A 17,340-nucleotide genomic window follows, 5' to 3' on the forward strand; every position below is an offset into this window, starting at 1 on the left:
TGTTATGAATTTAATTCTTTAGCTCTATTTTCAGCAGCTAAAATTCCTTTTTGTAAGATGGATTTTAATTGGTTTTCTTCGAAAGTTTTAAGTGCAGCTTCCGTTGTTCCGCCTTTGGATGCGACATCTTTTATTAATTCTTCCAAAGATTTATCCGAATTGTTGATGAGATGATAAGCACCCAACATTGTTTGTTTTACAAATAATTTCGAAAGGTTTTCATCGATTCCCATTTCTGTTCCTGCTTTGATCATTGCATCAATAATGTAGTAGAAGTATGCTGGTCCACTCCCGGAAAGTGCCGTTACGCCATCCAAAAGTTTTTCATCTTCCAAATAAACAGAACGTCCGGTGGAATTCAATAATCGTTCGATATTCATCAATTCTGAGAAGGAAATTCCGTCTGCTGCTGTATAACCGGTAATTCCCATTCCGAGAAGAGTAGGAGAATTGGGCATTGCTCGAACCACGAATTTGTGATTCAAAAATTTCTGAATTTTCTCAATAGAAATTCCAGCCATTATTGATAACACCAAAGATTTTTCTGGAATTTTAAAAGCCAGATTTTCTGCAACGAAAGCAAAATCCTGTGGCTTTACAGCAATGATAATCAAGTCAGCTTCTAGGGTTTTAACTTCATCAAAAGATGAAATATCAGAATCTGGAAAAACCGATTTTATCTTCTCTTTTTTATTTTGACTTCTTGTTATGAGATGCAGATTTTGCGATTTTATCAATTCATATTTCAAAAATGATTTTGAAAATGACAAACCCATATTTCCTGCTCCTAAAACTGCAATTTTCATTTGGTGTTTAAATTAATTATTTAGCAATTATTTCCACCAACATCGCAGGAGTCGCCTTCACTGATAATGTTGATTTTAGAATCAGATTCAGAAAAGCTTTTTTCCAAAACTTCCGAGAACAGATGCGTTGGTTGTGCTCCGGAAATCGCATACTTTCTGTCAAAAACAAAGAACGGAACACTGTTGATTCCAAGTGATGCGGCTTCTTCAATATCGTTATTTACCAATTCGGTTAATTCTGGAGATTGAACAGCATTTTTAATTTCATTTTTTGTAAAACCTAACTTTTCTCCGATTTCTGAAAGGACTTCAACATCATCAATATTTTGTCCAAGGATAAAATAAGCTTCGAACAGAAGTTCTTCCATTTCGTTGGTTTTACCTTTTTCTTTTGCCAGTTGAACCAACATTTGACTTTTGAAAGAATTAGAAACTTTTACTTCATCAAAATTAAAATCAATTCCTGCATTTTTTCCTATCTGGATAAGATTTTCGTGCATTTTGATTGTCTCTTGTAAGGAGTGGCCTTTGATATCAGACAAATATTCATAATGATTTCTGCTAAGGTCGGTTTTCATTTTTGGATCCAATTGGAAAGAATGCCAATTAACCTCAATCTTATCATTTTGAGCAAAATTCTGAAGTGCTTTTTCAAAATTTTTCTTTCCAATAAAACAAAACGGACAACGTGTGTCGCTCCAAATATCTACTTTCATTTTTTTAATTTTATATTATATTGACTTCCCGTTCCAATTCAATTCCGAATTTCTCTTTTACTGAATCAATAATTATCGTCGAGAAATCAAAAATCTCTTTTCCGGTTGCATTTCCAGTGGCGTTGATGATGACCAAAGCCTGCAATTGGTTGGATGCTACATTGCCGATTTGTTTGCCTTTCCAGCCAGCTTGCTCTATTAACCAACCAGCGGGAACTTTAACAAAATCACCATTCGGATAGCCTGGGATATTTTCAAATTGTTGTTTTAAAGCTTCAAATTGTGAAAGCGAAATTGTTGGATTTTTGAAGAAACTCCCGGCATTTCCAATCACTTTTGGGTCTGGCAATTTGCTTTGTCTAATGTTGATGACAGCTTTCGAAACATCCTGGATGGTTGGATTAGTGATTCCTAATTTCTCCAATTCTGACTGAATTGCGCCATATTCGACATCGATTTTATGGTTGTGTCTTGTTAATCTGAAAGTCACTTCCAAAATCACATATCGACCTTTTCCTTCCTGCTTGAAAATCGAATCTCTGTAACCAAATTTACACTGATCTGAGTTCAAAGTTTCAATTTCAAAATTATCCAGATTCAGAACTTTGCAACTTCCGAAAACATCTTTTATTTCCGTTCCGTAAGCACCAATATTCTGCATTGGGGAAGTTCCGACGTTTCCGGGAATTAATGATAAATTTTCTAATCCGCCATAATTTTTCTCCAAACAAAACATCACAAACTGATGCCAGTTTTCACCCGCTTTTGCTGTAACAAGAATTTGATTGTCGTCGATAATTTCTTCGCAGATTCCCTTCAGATTTAACCGAATAGCTAATCCTTCAAAATCTTTCGTGAACAAAATATTGCTCCCACCGCCAAGGAAAAGGAGTGGGAGAGTTTTTGTGTTTGAGAGTTTGAGCGTTTCTATAAGTTCTTCTACAGAATTGACTTCTGCAAAATATCTGGCTGAAACATCGACTCCGAAAGTATTGAAAGACTTTAAGGAAACGTTTTCTTGAATTGACATTAATATTTTTTAAGAAGATTATCGAGATTATTTTTAAGCTTCTCAATTTGCTTATAACCTTCGGAATTTTCAGGAACATTAATCAATTCGTATTCTTTTTCAGTCGTCGTAATTCGGTAAATATGGTCTGGACCATCATAATATCCACGTGCTTTTCCACTTTGTGTTTTTTCCAAAAGAGAAATATTAATATCAGAAACTATTTTGTCCCAATCTTTCTTGTCTATTTTTTTCTTGAAAACCGGATAATCTTCAAACCTTCCGCCAGTTTTGTTGGATTCCAAAGAATCTTTCGTCGCGTTGATGAAAGTTCTGCCGCCTCTTCCAGCGGTATGTGTGTAAGAAACGGATGTGATAGTTGTATTCTGAGCCGCAGTTTTACAATTCAATAAGAAAAGTGAAAGCGCTGAAAGTATAAATCCAATTTTAATTATTTTCATCATTTCAAAATTTTAATTAAGCAAATTCTGTATTGTATTTTTCAATCGCATCTTTTAGAATCTCAACACTTCTTCTAAGGTCTTCTTGTTTCAAAACGTACGCAATTCTTACTTGTTTTTTTCCTAATTCCGGATTGCTGTAAAAACCGCCCATTGGCGCAACCATTACAGTCTCGTTGTTGTTAGAATAACTTTCCAAAAGCCATTGTGCAAATTTTTCTGTATCATCTACAGGCAATTCAACACCGCAATAGAACGCACCTTTTGGCTTTGGACAGATCACTCCAGGAATCTCATTCAATAATCTTACCAAAAGATCTCTTCTTTCTGTGTATTCTTCTCTGACTTTGGCGATATATTCTGCATCATTTTTATGAGCAGCAGTCGCCGCAATTTGACCCAAAAGAACTGGACTCAATCTTGCCTGAGCAAAAAGAATTGCTGCATCGTGAATTTTTTTGGAACGCGTAATCAAGCATCCAATTCTCGCACCGCACATTGAGTATCTTTTTGATTCTGAATCGATAACGATAACATTGTCTGCGACTTCCGGAAACTCAAACATAGAGATTTGTTTTTCTCCGTCGTAAACATATTCTCTGTAAACTTCGTCCGAAATAATAACAATATCGTGTTTTTTTGCAATCTCAGCCAGTTTCTGAAGTTCTTCTCTGGAATATAGATAACCTGTTGGATTTCCAGGATTACAAACAACAATAGCTCTGGTTTTATCGGTGATTTTTTTCTCAAATTCTTCAATTGAAGGTAACGCGAATCCAGTATCAATGGTTGATGGAACCGCTACTACATTGATATTGAATGTTCCGGCAAATCCATTATAATTGGCATAATAAGGCTCTGGAATAATAATTTCGTCGCCGTCATCACAAAGAGTAGAAATAGCGAAATTAAGAGCTTCAGAACCGCCGTTGGTAACGATAAAGTTATCTGTTGTAAGGTCATTGAATCCTAAAGAGTGATAATAATCTCTAAGCGCAATTCTGTAATCCAGATTACCTTCTGAAAGAGCATATTCCAAAACTTTTAAGTCAATATTTTTTACAGCATCCAAAGCCGTTTGTGGCGTTTCTATGTCTGGCTGACCAATGTTCAGGTGATATACTTTGATTCCTTTTTGTTTTGCTGCGGTTGCAAATGGAACTAATTTTCTAACAGGTGATGCAGGCATATGCTGCGCTCTTTGCGATATTTTCGGCATTATTTTTAAACTTTGAAGTACAAAAATAAGCTTTAATTTTTCAACAAAAAAATTAGTATTTTTGATTTAGAATAATTGGATTTTATATCATCGCAAAGGCACAAAAATTTATAAATGATTCTATATTTAAGTCGCTAATTTTTCCAATAATGTGAACATAATTTTAGCTTTGCGATAAACTTTAAATAAGTAATTGTATGCAGATTTTTGTTGATACCATAGAAGAGTATATTTCCCAGATTCCTGAGGAAAGAAGAGATGCTTTTAGAAAGCTTTTGGAAACCGTGGATAGCAATCTTCCGAAAGGTTTTCAGCAGACGATGCAATACGGAATGGTTACTTGGTGTGTGCCTTTGGAAACTTATCCTGCAGGTTATCATTGTGCAAAAAATACGCCTTTGCCCTTCATAAGTGTGGCTTCGCAAAAGAACTTTATCGCTTTTTACAATATGGGAATTTATGCTGACCAAAAGATTTTAGATTGGTTTGTGAATGAGTTTCCAAATCATTCTAAAAAGAAATTAGATATGGGCAAATCTTGCATTAGGTTCAAAAAAGTGGAAGATATTACTTATGATTTGCTAGGTGAACTTTGTCAGAAAATATCTGTGGATGATTGGATCGCGGTTTATGAGAAGAATTATAAAAAGTAATCAGGTTTATCTTATTTTTGCACTTCTTTTTTTAACAAGCTGCAAAACTTACAACACTTCTTTTTTGGAAAACGGCGATTTACTTTTCGTACCATCTGTGGATTCTGGATTGTCTGGAGCAATTAATAATGTGACTCAGACAGAGAAAAAAACTTCTTATGACCATATCGGAATTGTTAAAAAAGAAGATCATCATCTGTATGTTCTTCATGCTGCGCCAAAAGGTGGTTCTCAAAAACAAAAACTTCAATCTTTCCTAAAAGAGCAAACCAAAGCGGGACAAAAAATTGATGTTTACCGTTTGAAATCAGAATTCCATTCGTCGATTCCGAACTCTGTTTCCAAGGCTGAAACTTTGATCGGGAAACCTTATAACTTCAATTATATTTTGGATGAAAATTCTTACTACTGCTCAGATTTTGTAGAAAGGGCTTTCCGTGATCATCAGATTTTCCAATTAGAACCAATGACTTTCATTGACCCAAAGACTGGGAAAACTAATTCGTTTTGGGAAAAATTCTACCAAGACAAAAATATCAAAGTTCCGGAAGGTGAGCTTGGCTGTAACCCCAATGGATTAGCAAGTTCGGAGAAATTATTTAAAGTTGGTAATATCGATTAATGAATTTATTTCGAAGGATTTGAAATTGAATCCTTGATTGCTTTCGCTTTTTCCTCTTCTTCTGCTTTTTGTTTTTCATACAAATCTTTGTCTTCATCATCCAAAGAAGATTCGAAATCATCGTCTTTTTGTTGATTCTTCCCTGCTTTAATGATTGGATTATCCGAAGTTCCACTCACACTGATTGGTATCCCGAAAAGTCCAAATGGCGGTAGTCCCAATCTGATTTGCAGGTCTAATTTTCCATCCAGATTAACTTTTCCTTCGAATCTCGGTCGGAAGCCTGCAACTTTGGTTTTGGTTCTTGGAATAGTGATGACATTATTTTTTATAGAAGATTTTACTACAATTTTATTGACGCTTGTGTCCGTTAATTTGTCTTTATCTGTGTCTTTGGCAATTTGATTCAGGATTTTGAAGCCTTTGAATTTAATATCTTCTAAAGTCAGATTTCCGCCACCAATCAGTGAATTCATAATGGGTTCCATCCCTTGATTGAGCAATCCGCCTAATTGATAATCCAAAGAAATTGTTCCGTAAGCAGATTTTCCGGCGCTCATCATTTCTCGGAACAACGGGATTTCTTTATAAGCTCTTTGAATATCAAAATTATCTGCCTTTAATTGAATGTCAAAACCTGCACGTTTTGTATTGATTGGTTTGTAGTAGCCAACGACTTTAGCATCCATTCCCGCCAGATTAAAACCAGTGTTGTTGAGATAAGCTTTTCCATCTTTTAAATTGACATTACCTTTGAACTGGGTCAATAGCAAATCATTATATTTGATTTTGTCTGCTTTTGCGTTTAAACTAATGTCAATATTTTTAGGTAATTCTACAACGCCTGTCATAGCCGTAGGAGAAGCAGTTTGTGTACTGGAGCTGTTGGCCAATGCTGTAAAATCTCCAATATTCAGCATTGGACTGTTGATGGAAAAGTTTCCTTTTACCGTTTGATTTCCGGTGATGTACGAGATGATATTATCCAGATAACCGTTGGCAGAAAAATGATTCAGGCCATAATTAGCTTTAAAGTTGTCAAAAGAGAGTTTTTCCTTCTCAAAAATCATTTTACCTCGGTTAATTCGTACCAGTTTTGGAAGCAGATTATATTTGATGTTTATTTTCTGAATTTCTACATAACCTCTGTTTTTCAATCGGTTATATCTGCCGGAAACGGCATCTGACTGTAATCCTGCAATGTCAAAATTTGTGTAAACACTGCCATCTACATTCAGCCCGTCCAAAGCAAACAGTTCGTAAAAAGGAGCCAGTTCCAATTTCCCTTTAGACTGAACATGGTATTTGATATTATTAAAATTCTTTAAATCTGCTTTCAGATTAAATGGCTGACCTTTAACCGTAAAAGAAACAGGCAATAGTTTTACCACCAAATCCTGCAGAGATCCATTTTTACTTTGAACAAGAGCTTCAATGCGCATATTCTCAACAGGAACCGGCGAATTAGCCGTTTTCAAATAACCGTTCTTAAGATTGATGTGAGAGTTCACAACCGGAATAATTTTCTTTTCCAAGTTTAATTTTCCTTTTGTGTTGATGTCTGCATCCAATATGCCTTTGACCACAAGGTCTTTCATCGGATAAATCTTCTCGATCTCGGACAAATCAACAAACATTTTTGCATTAGCATCCAAATCGAAGGTCTTAATTCCCCTTAAATGGATATCGCCTTTGATATAATTCTTTAAAGATTTGATGTCAATTTGTTTCAGGCTTGTTTCGATATTTTTATAATTGCTGTCTCTGGATTCCGAAGTCAATTGAAACGAAGCATAATCTATAGCTTGTGGCAAATCTTTCAATTTAAGATAACCATTTTTCAAGTTACTGGTGATATGAAACACAGGGATAGATGTAATCTCAAATGTTTTACGGGCTTTATTGAATGGACTGTAAGTTTCTTTGGTGGAAAAAATACCATTGACATTCCCTTTCAGAGAGAAGTTTCCTTTCAAAACAGTTCCTTCTAATCCCAAAGTTTTTTGCAAATCTTCCAAAACCAGATTACAATCGGTGTCAGAAACTACTTTCATTGGGTTGAATCCTTCGATATGAGAAACCGATTTGAAGTAACCATTTCCTAATTTGAATTCTGCTTTTCGAACATCAGTAATTAATTTGGTGAAATCCAGATTTGGAAAATCCAGTTTAAACATTAGATTTAGGTTTTCCAGAGGAGCTTTAGAATGATTATAGTTCAAGTAGCCATCTTTTATTTTGAGTCCAAAAGAAAAGGTAGGCATCTCTTTTTTTTCTACTATATAATTGCCGGAAAGAGATGCAATGGCAGAAACATCTCCTTTTATTTCTGTGTTTTTCAGCCAATGTTCATAGGATTTTGGAACCAAAGACAAGGCATTAGCTAAAGTGCTTTTTGCTGTTTTTAGTTTGAAATCCATATTGTATCCATTAGTCAGGAAAGCCAGTTTACCTTCAAAAGAAACAGGTAACTCATTAATTTTCAAATCATTTTTCCTGAACTGAAACGCCAGATTATCTGTATTAATATTGGTAATAAGATTGGCGTGAACCTGCTTGTGGTCAACATAAGTTTCCCCTGCATAACTGAACGTCAAAGCTTTGATATCTGCTGTGGTTTCCAAATCAAAAACAGAATTTGCCAAATCTCCCTTTCCTGTATAATTGAGACTGTCTAAAGTAATCTTCATCGGGAGAGAAGCATCATTGTAAGATAAATCTACATTATCCAACTGAATCAGTTTTATTTTGACTTTAGAATTGCCATCGGATTGTTCTTTTTCCTCGCTGCTTTTATAAACATTGTAATTGGCTCTACCAAGGCTGTCAACTTCTATCGCAATTGCTCCATTTTTCAAATAAACACCTTCTATAACGGTTTCATCAGAAAATAGACTCAAAACATCGATACCTAAACTGAAACTTTCAGATTTTATAAGGCTTTGCTTTTGAAATGGTGAAGAACCTTTTAAATCAACTTTGTTCAAGGAAGCTGTAAGGTTGGGAAAATCTTTGAAAAAAGAAATATTTACAGATTGATAATTCAGTTTTCCATTGATGTTTTGATTGATGAGGTCTTTCACAGATTGATTAATCTGTTTTTTGAAAACCACAGGGATGAGAAAAAGAATTCCAATGAATAAAACCAGCAGAACTCCAATGATTTTACCGGCTTTTTTTAGGATAGATGTCAGAATATTTTTGTTGTCGGACTTTTCTATTGATGTTATAGATGCGTCCAAGTCATTTTTCGTCATTTGTGCAATTGGTTTTTAATCAATTTAATTTCTACAAAATTAAATAATAGTTTCACACTCTCCTAAAACAATCGATAAATACACGGATTTTATAGATGAAATCCCAAATTGATAAAACTTTTCTCTCAAAAATTCCTGCGATAGATGTAATGTTGATGAAGCCTTTAATTTAAAATAAAAATAAAATCATACTAATTTAGTATGATATCGAAAATTATTCTATTTTTGATTTATAAATTTTACAATGGATATATTTGATAGAATAGAGAATAACCCAGGTCCGCTTGGGGAATACGCAACTTATGCAGACGGAGAATATATTTTTCCTCAATTAGAAGGAGAGATTTCTACTAAAATGTTTTTCAAAGGGCAGGAAATGATAGTTTTCAGTCTCAACAATTATCTTGGTCTTGCCAATCACCCCGAAGTCCGAAAAGTAGATGCTGAAAGTGGACAATCTTACGGTTTGGCATATCCAATGGGATCCAGAGCTATGACGGGCCAAACAATTCATCATCAGCAATTAGAAAAAGAGTTGGCAGAATTTACTCAAAAAGAATCTTCGTTATTATTGAATTTCGGTTATCAGGGAATGTTTTCTTTGATTGATACTTTGTTGACAAGAAATGATGTAGTGGTTTATGATTCTGAAAGTCACGCTTGTGCCATCGACGGAATCAAACTGCACAGAGGAAAACGCTTTGTTTTTGCACATAATGATATGGGTAGTCTTGAGAAGTCACTTCAAAAAGCTTCAAAGATTATAGCAGAAACGGGCGGTGGAATCTTGGTCCTGACAGAAGGCGTTTTCAGTATGAATGGAGAACAAGGCAAGCTAAAAGAAATTGTTGAACTCAAAAAAAAATATCCTTTCCGATTGATTGTGGATGATGCGCACGGTCTTGGAGTGATGGGCAAAAATGGAGTAGGAACGGGCGAAGAGCAAGGCGTCCAGGATGATATTGACCTTTATTTTTCTACGTTTACAAAGTCATTTGCCGGATTCGGTGCTTTCGTTTCAGGAAAGGCGAGTGTCATCAAATATATCAAATACAATATTCGGTCACAGATTTTTGCCAAAGCTTTACCAATTGTAATGGTTATCGGAATCAGAAAAAGATTAGAATTAATAAAACAAAATCCTCAATTCCGAACGCTACTTTGGGACAATGTATTCAAAATTCAGAAAGGTTTAAGAGATTTGGGATTCGATATTGGAAAAACTAATACTTGCATTACACCGGTTTTCATCAAAGCTGATACTTTGGACGCGACCTTAATCGTCAAAGAATTGAGAGAAGTTCACGGGATTTTTACAAGTATAGTAGTTTACCCGGTTATTCCAAAAGGATTAGTAATGCTGAGAATTATACCAACAGCAGAACATTCTGACGAAGAAATCAATCAATTGCTATTAGCTTTTGAAAGTTTGAATAAAGGGAAAGAAAGTCAGCCAATATTAACAAATAATGAATTTGTGTAAATTTAATTCATACTTATTTGATGGGAATTAAATAATTTATATATTTGCAATGTAATTAAGAAATAATGAAACAGATTTTCTCACAGATGGCGATGATGTGTAATACGAACTGAAGAGTGCGGTGAGAAGACTATGACATAAAGCTTCATCTTACCGATGGAGCTTTTTTATTTTAAAAATTTCAAATATGGAACAAACAAAAAAATATTATACAGACGAAAATACCGTAAGACTCACCGCATTTTTTGTGATTGTTGTGGTTTCTGTATCCCTGTTTTTTGATTTGCCATATTTATTGTTGCTCTTAGTTTTTGATTTTATTATTAGGGCTTCTGGCTTATTATTTTCGCCTTTAGCCCTTTTTTCAAAATCGATTTTAAAAATATCAGGATTGAAACCTAAACCAATTTTTGCAGCTCCAAAGAGATTTGCTGCGACATTGGGTTCAATCTTTACACTGACAATTGTTGTATTGATGTTGACCGGATTCTACAATGTTGCTTTAGGATTTGGATTGATATTGATTCTTCTGGCTGCTTTGGAAAGTTTTTTCAAAATCTGTGTCGGGTGTTACATCTTCCAAGTCATTGTTGTTCCAATCCAAAATAAACTTAAATAATTCACCAAAAACCAAAATATTACTATGATTTACAAACAAGAAACTACAGGCAAAACTTTTTTCCCGAAATCGACGAAACAAATAATCCTTGAAATAGAACTGAACGGGAAAATCAGATTTGACATCCTACTTTACACGATTTACAATCATTACAATGTGAGTTACAAAATCGTAAATGCTAACATCGAATATCTGAACGGAAGCAATTTCGGAAATGTGAAACTGCTTTTGAACATTAGTCAAGACCAAATCGAAAAGATAGAAAACTATCTGAGAGAATATAAATTGCTGAGCAGCAGAATAGACGTTCTACAAAAAAAGGAAGCTTCTTAATGAGCTTCCTTTAATTTTTATATCATAAGTCTAGAATCTAAGTTCTAAAGCGAAAGTTCTAATTAGATTCTTCTGATATCTGCACCAATCGCTCTCAATCTCTCATCGATATTCTCGTAACCACGGTCGATTTGTTCGATATTTTGAATCACTGATTTTCCTTCTGCAGAAAGTGCTGCAATCAATAAGGCATTTCCAGCTCGGATGTCTGGCGAAACCATTGTTGTTCCGCGTAAAGGTGTTTCTTGGTTCATTCCAATAACTGTTGCTCTATGCGGGTCGCAAAGGATGATTTGCGCGCCCATATCGATAAGCTTATCTACGAAGAATAATCTGCTTTCGAACATTTTTTGATGAATCAAAACAGAACCTTTTGCCTGAGTTGCTACAACCAAAATAATGGATAACAAATCTGGCGTGAATCCTGGCCAAGGCGCATCTGAAACGGTTAAGATAGAACCATCGATGAATTTCTGAACTTTATAATTTTCCTGAGAAGGGATGTAGATATCATCACCTCTTTGTTCCAATTCGATTCCTAATTTTCTGAAAGTATTTGGAATAACTCCCAACTGATTCCAGTTCACATTTTTGATGGTAATCTCAGATTTTGTCATTGCTGCCAATCCAATCCAGGAACCTATTTCCACCATGTCCGGAAGCATTGTGTGTTCTGTTCCGCGCAGTTTGTCAACACCTTCGATTGTGATTAAGTTTGAACCAATCCCTGTGATGTTGGCGCCCATTCTGTTCAGCATTTTACACAATTGCTGAAGATAAGGTTCGCAAGCAGCGTTGTAGATTCTTGTTTTTCCTTTTGCCAAAACTGCTGCCATCACGATATTGGCCGTTCCGGTTACAGAAGCTTCTTCCAAGAGGATAAATTTCCCAGTCAATTCCTTGGCTCTCAAAGAGTAGAAAGCTTCTTCCTCATCGTAAGAAAATTCAGCACCCAATTCTACAAAACCTTGGAAGTGTGTGTCCAGACGTCTTCTTCCGATTTTGTCACCACCTGGCGTCGGCAAATAAGCTTCACCGAATCTCGCTAGCATAGGTCCCAAAATCATCACAGAGCCTCTTAATTTAGCACCGTCTTTTTTGAATTCTTTAGATTTTATATAATCGAAGTTAACTTCATCAGCTTTGAAGGTGTAATCGCCTTTGCCATTTTTTGTCACTTTGACGTTGAAGTCCTGAAGAATCTCAATCAACTTATTCACATCCTTGATGTCCGGGATGTTATCAATTCTTACCTCATCTTCCGTTAGCAAAACTGCACAAAGAATCTGCAAAGCTTCATTCTTTGCACCTTGAGGTGTGATTTCTCCGCTCAATCTCTTTCCTCCTCTTATTTCGAAAGCACCGTCCATTTATCTTCTTTTATTTTTATGATTTTGGAAATTATTTTTCCTGTTATTATTGTTATTGTGGTTTTGATTTCTGTTGTTGTTTCTATTATTATTGTTGTTGTTGTTGTTGTTCCTGTTGGTCGCATAATAGATTTTACTTTTGTCCAGAGAATCCAGTCCTGTAAGGTCTAATCTGTTTTTAGAAAGCTCCTTGAGATGACGGAAAATCACATCATCCTGAACGTGTTCTTTGTTGTACACGTTGTAGGACTTCTTCATATTGTTGGCGATTACCTGAATCAAAGCATCTTTCTCATCACCTTCTTCCAAAGCAATCGCAGTTTCTATCAGCTGAAGAATACTTTTTCCGTAGAATTTATAATCATTTTCCAAAGAAGGATAATCCATTTTCCTTGGTTTTGTGATCAGATCTTCTGCGCTTAAAATCGGGTAAGGAGAATCTACATCCAGATTATGATCTGCCAAGATGAAAAGATGATCCCAAAGTTTGTGCTTGTAATTTTCCTCGTCGCGAAGGTGTGGGTTTCTTTGTCCCATAAACTCGACAATTGCAAGCGCCATCTCATTTCTTTCTTCCTTGGTCTGCAGCGTTTTGCAATGCTCTACGAGTTGTTGTATGTTGCGCCCATATTCGGGCATTAGTAGTTGTGTTCTGTCGGTATTATATTCCATAATATTGCAAATATAAAACATTTCAAGTTCAAAGTTTGAAATTCAAAATTGAGTGATTGTTTTTTCTTTAATTTGTATTGTCAGGCTGAAGCTCTCAAAGCCTTTTCTGTATTAAAAATTTATTGAAAAATAAATTTTTTCCTTTGTTCAGCATTAGGTAAAAAACATTGGTTTTCGGCTAACTTCTTTCTGTTTCGGGAAACCAAATTATAAAATTGATTTCCGATAAAATCTGGCAGGATCTTCCCAATATTTGCCAAAGAATAAACGCCGCCCAATTCACTCGCAATTCTTAAAATCGCCTGATATTTGGACAGATAAAAACTCTCAGGTTTCCAAAGATAAAGCGTGTCAAAAACTTTGTTTGGAAGATTTCTTTCATTCAAAAATTTTTGTCCAAATTCAGATTGCAGAGAGGAGAACAGAAACTTGTCTTTTTTGTCCCGTTCCAAAATCCACTGCACCCAATGGTTGCAAAATCCACATTCACCATCATAAAAAACAATGAATTTATCTTTCAAATTAACTGAGATGTCTGTCGTCATAATGGGTTGGTTTCCGTTTCTTTCTCTATTTTCCTAAAATATTCTGCCAGTTCCTTTCTTTGCCTGTCAGTCAATTTGGCATTAGAATGACCAAGCAGATAACTTTCCAGAGGCATTTTGCTTTGCTCTACATACTCCGCTGCTTCTTCCATTTTGTGCGCTTGCCGCTTTGGTTCATATGTTGCAAAAGTAGAAAAATTAAGTTCTTTTCTACCCTCGTCGATATGATTTTTTAACAGCCACGCAACAGGTTGGATATTACTATAAAAAGGATATTTCGTTTCATTGGAATGGCAATCGTAACAAGAGTTTCGGATGGTGTTCGCAATAGGTTCAGGCGTGTTTTTGATTTTCAGAAAATCCATTCCTTGGTTAGTCGTGGGATTCGTCTTGTCAATTGGAAAAAACTGAATGATAATAAACACCATCAGTAAAATAATTAATACTTTTTTCATAGTTCAGATTTTCAGGTACAATTGCAAAAAGCTTTCCAATTTTTCATCTCGTTTTCAGGAGCTTAATCCCGCTATCCGCTATATCTTTTTCTTTTTTTGCTAAAAAAGAAAAAGGATGCCGCTACTATCGGGGCTAGTGAGCAATTCAACGTTGAAATTAGTTCCACTGTCAACAATCAACCAACAACTCTCAACCAAAAAATGTATATTTGCAAAAATTTTGGGCTTCGAAAGTCGAAGTAACCCATTCTTAATCAGAATTTAAAAATTCGGAGATTGAGAGATTTGAAAAATGTAAGTAGAAATTACAATAGAATTCTGCCATCATTTTATGAATCTCAAAATTCTTTAATCTCTTAATTTTTAAGAAAAAGAAACAAATTTATGTCAAACATTGTCGCTATCGTTGGGCGCCCCAACGTAGGAAAATCCACATTATTTAACCGATTATTAGAAAGGAGAGAAGCTATTGTAGATTCTACAGCCGGCGTTACACGTGACCGTCATTACGGAAAATCCGATTGGAACGGCGTAGACTTCACAGTAATCGATACAGGAGGTTATGATGTGGGAACAGAGGATGTCTTCGAGATGGAGATCCGTAAACAGGTTCAGTTGGCTGTGGACGAGGCTACATCAATCATCTTTATGGTGAATGTAGAAGAAGGTCTTACCGATACAGACCACGAAATCTTCGAATTACTAAGAAAAGCCAACAAGCCACTTTATTTGGTAGTAAACAAAGTAGATTCTTCAAAAGAAGAATTGCCGGCAACCGAATTCTACCAATTGGGTGTTGAAAAATATTTTACATTATCTTCTGCAACAGGTTCCGGAACAGGAGAATTGTTGGACCAAGTTGTCAGCGATTTCCCGACAACAGATTACAAAGACCCATTCGAAGGGTTGCCAAAAATCACCATCGCAGGCCGTCCAAATGTTGGAAAATCAACAATGACAAATGCCTTGTTAGATGTTGAAAGAAATATCGTAACAGATATCGCCGGAACAACTAGAGATAGTATTCAGACTTTATATAACAAATTCGGACACGAGTTTGTGTTGGTGGATACAGCTGGGATGAGAAGAAAATCTAAGGTAAACGAAGATTTGGAATTCTATTCCGTAATGCGTTCCATCCGTTCTATCGAATATTCTGATGTTGTGATTCTGATGGTTGACGCCACTTTAGGCTGGGAATCTCAGGATATGAACATTTTCGGTTTGGCTCAGAAAAACAGAAAAGGAATCGTTATTTTGGTGAACAAATGGGATCTTGTAGAAAAAGATACCAACACAATGAGGGATTTCGAGGCTGCGATTAAACATAAAATTGGACAGTTTACAGATATTCCGATTTTATTTGTTTCAGCTTTGACTAAGCAGAGAATTCTGAAAGCTGTTGAGGTTGCAATGGAGGTTTATAATAATAGAGCTAAAAAGATCAAAACTTCAAAACTGAATGAGGTGATGCTTCCTGTTTTTGAAGCGATGCCGCCACCAGCTATCAAAGGAAAATATGTGAAAATCAAATATTGTGTACAGTTGCCAACGCCATCGCCGCAATTTGTATTTTTCTGTAATCTTCCGCAATATGTGAAAGAGCCATACAAGCGTTTCACGGAAAATCAACTGAGAAAACACTTTGGCTTTACAGGTGTTCCAATCGAGATTTACTTCAGACAAAAATAAAATTCAACCCTTTCAGAATTTATTCTGAGAGGGTTTTTATTGCATTAATTTCTTAAATTTAAAATACTAATACAGCATAAATGTTAACAATATTATCAAATCAATTCTCTCTTGTCAATTCTTGGATTAATGATCTTCGAAACGTTGAGGTACAGCAAGACAGAATGAAATTCCGTAGGAATATGGAAAGAATCGGGGAAATTGCAGCTTTCGAAATCAGTAAAACTCTTGACCAGAAAGAAATTGAGATTACAACACCTCTTGATAAAATCACTGTAAAAGAAATCGAAACACAGCCTGTAATCACAACGATTTTGAGAGCTGGAGTTCCCTTGTTTCAAGGAATTTTGAATTATTTTGATAAAGCGGATTGTGGATTTGTAGCCGCTTATAGAAAACACGATGCCAACGATTATTTCTCTATCAAGCAAGATTATTTGACTTGTCCGAAATTAGATGGTCGACCGTTAATTGTTGCTGATCCAATGTTGGCAACTGGCGCATCTTTGATTGAAGCAATCAAAGATTTGTTGACTAATGGAAAACCGACTTCTATTCATATTGTTGCAGCAATCGCAAGCAGACAAGGAGTAGAAACAATAGAAAAAGCTTATCCTGATGCGAAAATTTGGATTGGTGCCTTGGATGAAAATTTAACTTCAAAAGGTTATATCACACCAGGTTTGGGCGATGCAGGCGATTTGTCTTACGGAGAAAAACTTCAAAGGTAATTATGAGTTACTAGTTATGAATTATGAATGATTCGAAAAACTCATAACTTGTAATTCATAACTGATCAAACGTCCATCGCCATTACCAAAATACTGATTTTTACATTCTTGGAATTATTGAGAATTTCCCACGCGATATTCGACATTGTGTTTCCGGTTGTGTAAACGTCATCAATCAAAAGAATATGCTTATCATTGATATTTTGTGTCAATTGATAAGCATTTTTTGTTTTCAGTCTTTCGTTTTGATTTTTCTTTGCCTGAGCTCGGGAGTGTTTGATTCTTTTTAATAAAGTATGATTAACTGGGATGTTGTAATGCTTTGATAACTCATTCCCGAAAAGATGAAGCTGATTATAACCGCGTTGTTTTAATTTCTTATAATGGAGTGGAACTGTTACGAGCAAATCAGGTTTGCTATTGCTGAAATCAATTCTCTCAGTAATCCATTTGGCTAAGACTTTTCCGATTTTTTCTCTGTGATTATATTTGAGTTGATGAATGATTCTTTGAGCCAGACTTTCTTTTTCATAATACAAAAGCGAGTAGGCATTTTCAACAGGAATCTGTAATGCTACTTTATCCATTAACGAATTGTTTTCAAAATAATTATGATTCGAGAAATTGATTTTATCCCGGCATAATTCGCAGACTATTTCACTTTTGTCAATCAGTTGATTGCAATCCAGACATCGGT

At 35.3% G+C, this 17,340-nt stretch carries 18 protein-coding genes; 7 read left to right on the plus strand and 11 right to left on the minus strand.

The window, feature by feature from the left end; translation table 11 throughout:
• Nucleotides 1-2: 2 nt before the first annotated feature.
• From proC to KI430_RS17230, 5 genes are read right to left on the minus strand one after another with little or no spacing between them, the layout of a single operon-like run.
• Nucleotides 3-806 (minus strand): pyrroline-5-carboxylate reductase, encoded by an 804-nt coding sequence (gene proC, locus KI430_RS17210; protein ID WP_248876114.1) that lies wholly within the window; start codon nt 804-806, stop codon nt 3-5.
• A 20-nt stretch (nt 807-826) separates the two neighbouring features.
• Nucleotides 827-1,522: a DsbA family protein gene (locus KI430_RS17215; RefSeq protein WP_248876115.1), complete on the minus strand. Its 696-nt coding sequence runs from the start codon at nt 1,520-1,522 to the stop codon at nt 827-829.
• A 10-nt stretch (nt 1,523-1,532) separates the two neighbouring features.
• On the minus strand, nt 1,533-2,552 hold the full coding sequence (murB, locus tag KI430_RS17220; RefSeq protein ID WP_248876116.1) for a UDP-N-acetylmuramate dehydrogenase: 1,020 nt from the start codon (nt 2,550-2,552) through the stop codon (nt 1,533-1,535).
• Nucleotides 2,552-2,995: a hypothetical protein gene (locus tag KI430_RS17225; RefSeq protein ID WP_248876117.1), complete on the minus strand. Its 444-nt coding sequence runs from the start codon at nt 2,993-2,995 to the stop codon at nt 2,552-2,554. Before KI430_RS17225 ends, murB begins: the two co-directional genes overlap by 1 nt.
• A gap of 13 nt (nt 2,996-3,008) precedes the next feature.
• Nucleotides 3,009-4,211 carry a pyridoxal phosphate-dependent aminotransferase gene (locus KI430_RS17230; RefSeq protein ID WP_248876118.1) on the minus strand — a complete coding sequence of 401 codons (1,203 nt, stop codon included), beginning with the start codon at nt 4,209-4,211 and terminating at the stop codon, nt 3,009-3,011.
• 197 nt (nt 4,212-4,408) lie between these two features.
• Between KI430_RS17230 and KI430_RS17235 the strand changes: the two genes are divergently transcribed.
• Both KI430_RS17235 and KI430_RS17240 read left to right on the plus strand, forming a co-directional pair.
• Nucleotides 4,409-4,864, plus strand: a complete 456-nt coding sequence (locus KI430_RS17235; protein WP_248876119.1) for a DUF1801 domain-containing protein — start codon at nt 4,409-4,411, stop codon at nt 4,862-4,864.
• Nucleotides 4,842-5,486: a YiiX/YebB-like N1pC/P60 family cysteine hydrolase gene (locus tag KI430_RS17240; protein ID WP_248876120.1), complete on the plus strand. Its 645-nt coding sequence runs from the start codon at nt 4,842-4,844 to the stop codon at nt 5,484-5,486. The genes KI430_RS17235 and KI430_RS17240 overlap by 23 nt, the downstream gene beginning before the upstream one ends.
• Nucleotides 5,487-5,491: 5 nt before the next feature.
• Here the strand turns inward: KI430_RS17240 and KI430_RS17245 are convergent, their stop codons facing one another.
• The gene (locus tag KI430_RS17245) at nt 5,492-8,743 is read right to left on the minus strand and encodes an AsmA-like C-terminal region-containing protein (protein ID WP_248876121.1); all 3,252 of its coding nucleotides are present in this window, start codon (nt 8,741-8,743) and stop codon (nt 5,492-5,494) included.
• A gap of 244 nt (nt 8,744-8,987) precedes the next feature.
• Here KI430_RS17245 and KI430_RS17250 point away from each other — a divergent pair, with 244 nt between their 5' ends.
• The 3 genes from KI430_RS17250 to KI430_RS17260 all read left to right on the plus strand — a co-directional run bounded on the left by KI430_RS17250 (nt 8,988) and on the right by KI430_RS17260 (nt 11,178).
• Nucleotides 8,988-10,226, plus strand: coding sequence for an aminotransferase class I/II-fold pyridoxal phosphate-dependent enzyme (locus KI430_RS17250; RefSeq protein WP_248876122.1), 1,239 nt, complete (start codon nt 8,988-8,990; stop codon nt 10,224-10,226).
• A gap of 187 nt (nt 10,227-10,413) precedes the next feature.
• The gene (locus tag KI430_RS17255; protein WP_248876123.1) at nt 10,414-10,845 is read left to right on the plus strand and encodes a DUF4395 family protein; all 432 of its coding nucleotides are present in this window, start codon (nt 10,414-10,416) and stop codon (nt 10,843-10,845) included.
• A 24-nt stretch (nt 10,846-10,869) separates the two neighbouring features.
• Nucleotides 10,870-11,178 (plus strand): NIL domain-containing protein, encoded by a 309-nt coding sequence (locus KI430_RS17260; protein WP_074236542.1) that lies wholly within the window; start codon nt 10,870-10,872, stop codon nt 11,176-11,178.
• A gap of 62 nt (nt 11,179-11,240) precedes the next feature.
• Here KI430_RS17260 and murA read toward each other — a convergent pair whose 3' ends face one another.
• From murA to KI430_RS17280, 4 genes are all read right to left on the minus strand, one after another.
• Nucleotides 11,241-12,548: a UDP-N-acetylglucosamine 1-carboxyvinyltransferase gene (gene murA / locus KI430_RS17265; protein ID WP_248876124.1), complete on the minus strand. Its 1,308-nt coding sequence runs from the start codon at nt 12,546-12,548 to the stop codon at nt 11,241-11,243.
• Nucleotides 12,549-13,220: a DUF4290 domain-containing protein gene (locus tag KI430_RS17270; protein WP_248876125.1), complete on the minus strand. Its 672-nt coding sequence runs from the start codon at nt 13,218-13,220 to the stop codon at nt 12,549-12,551.
• Nucleotides 13,221-13,339: 119 nt separating this feature from the next.
• Complete coding sequence (locus KI430_RS17275) at nt 13,340-13,765, minus strand: thiol-disulfide oxidoreductase DCC family protein (RefSeq protein ID WP_248876126.1); 426 nt, start codon at nt 13,763-13,765, stop codon at nt 13,340-13,342.
• On the minus strand, nt 13,762-14,220 hold the full coding sequence (locus KI430_RS17280; protein WP_248876127.1) for a heme-binding domain-containing protein: 459 nt from the start codon (nt 14,218-14,220) through the stop codon (nt 13,762-13,764). The genes KI430_RS17275 and KI430_RS17280 overlap by 4 nt, the downstream gene beginning before the upstream one ends.
• Before the next feature lie 384 nt (nt 14,221-14,604).
• Here KI430_RS17280 and der point away from each other — a divergent pair, with 384 nt between their 5' ends.
• Nucleotides 14,605-15,912, plus strand: coding sequence for a ribosome biogenesis GTPase Der (gene der, locus KI430_RS17285; RefSeq protein ID WP_248876128.1), 1,308 nt, complete (start codon nt 14,605-14,607; stop codon nt 15,910-15,912).
• 80 nt (nt 15,913-15,992) lie between these two features.
• Nucleotides 15,993-16,643 (plus strand): uracil phosphoribosyltransferase, encoded by a 651-nt coding sequence (gene upp, locus KI430_RS17290; RefSeq protein WP_074236535.1) that lies wholly within the window; start codon nt 15,993-15,995, stop codon nt 16,641-16,643.
• A gap of 65 nt (nt 16,644-16,708) precedes the next feature.
• Here upp and KI430_RS17295 read toward each other — a convergent pair whose 3' ends face one another.
• Nucleotides 16,709-17,230 (minus strand): ComF family protein, encoded by a 522-nt coding sequence (locus tag KI430_RS17295; RefSeq protein WP_248876129.1) that lies wholly within the window; start codon nt 17,228-17,230, stop codon nt 16,709-16,711.
• Between the last annotated feature and the right edge of the window lie 110 nt (nt 17,231-17,340).

The sequence above is a fragment of the Epilithonimonas zeae genome, from assembly GCF_023278365.1.
Taxonomy (GTDB): Bacteria; Bacteroidota; Bacteroidia; order Flavobacteriales; family Weeksellaceae; genus Epilithonimonas; species Epilithonimonas zeae_A.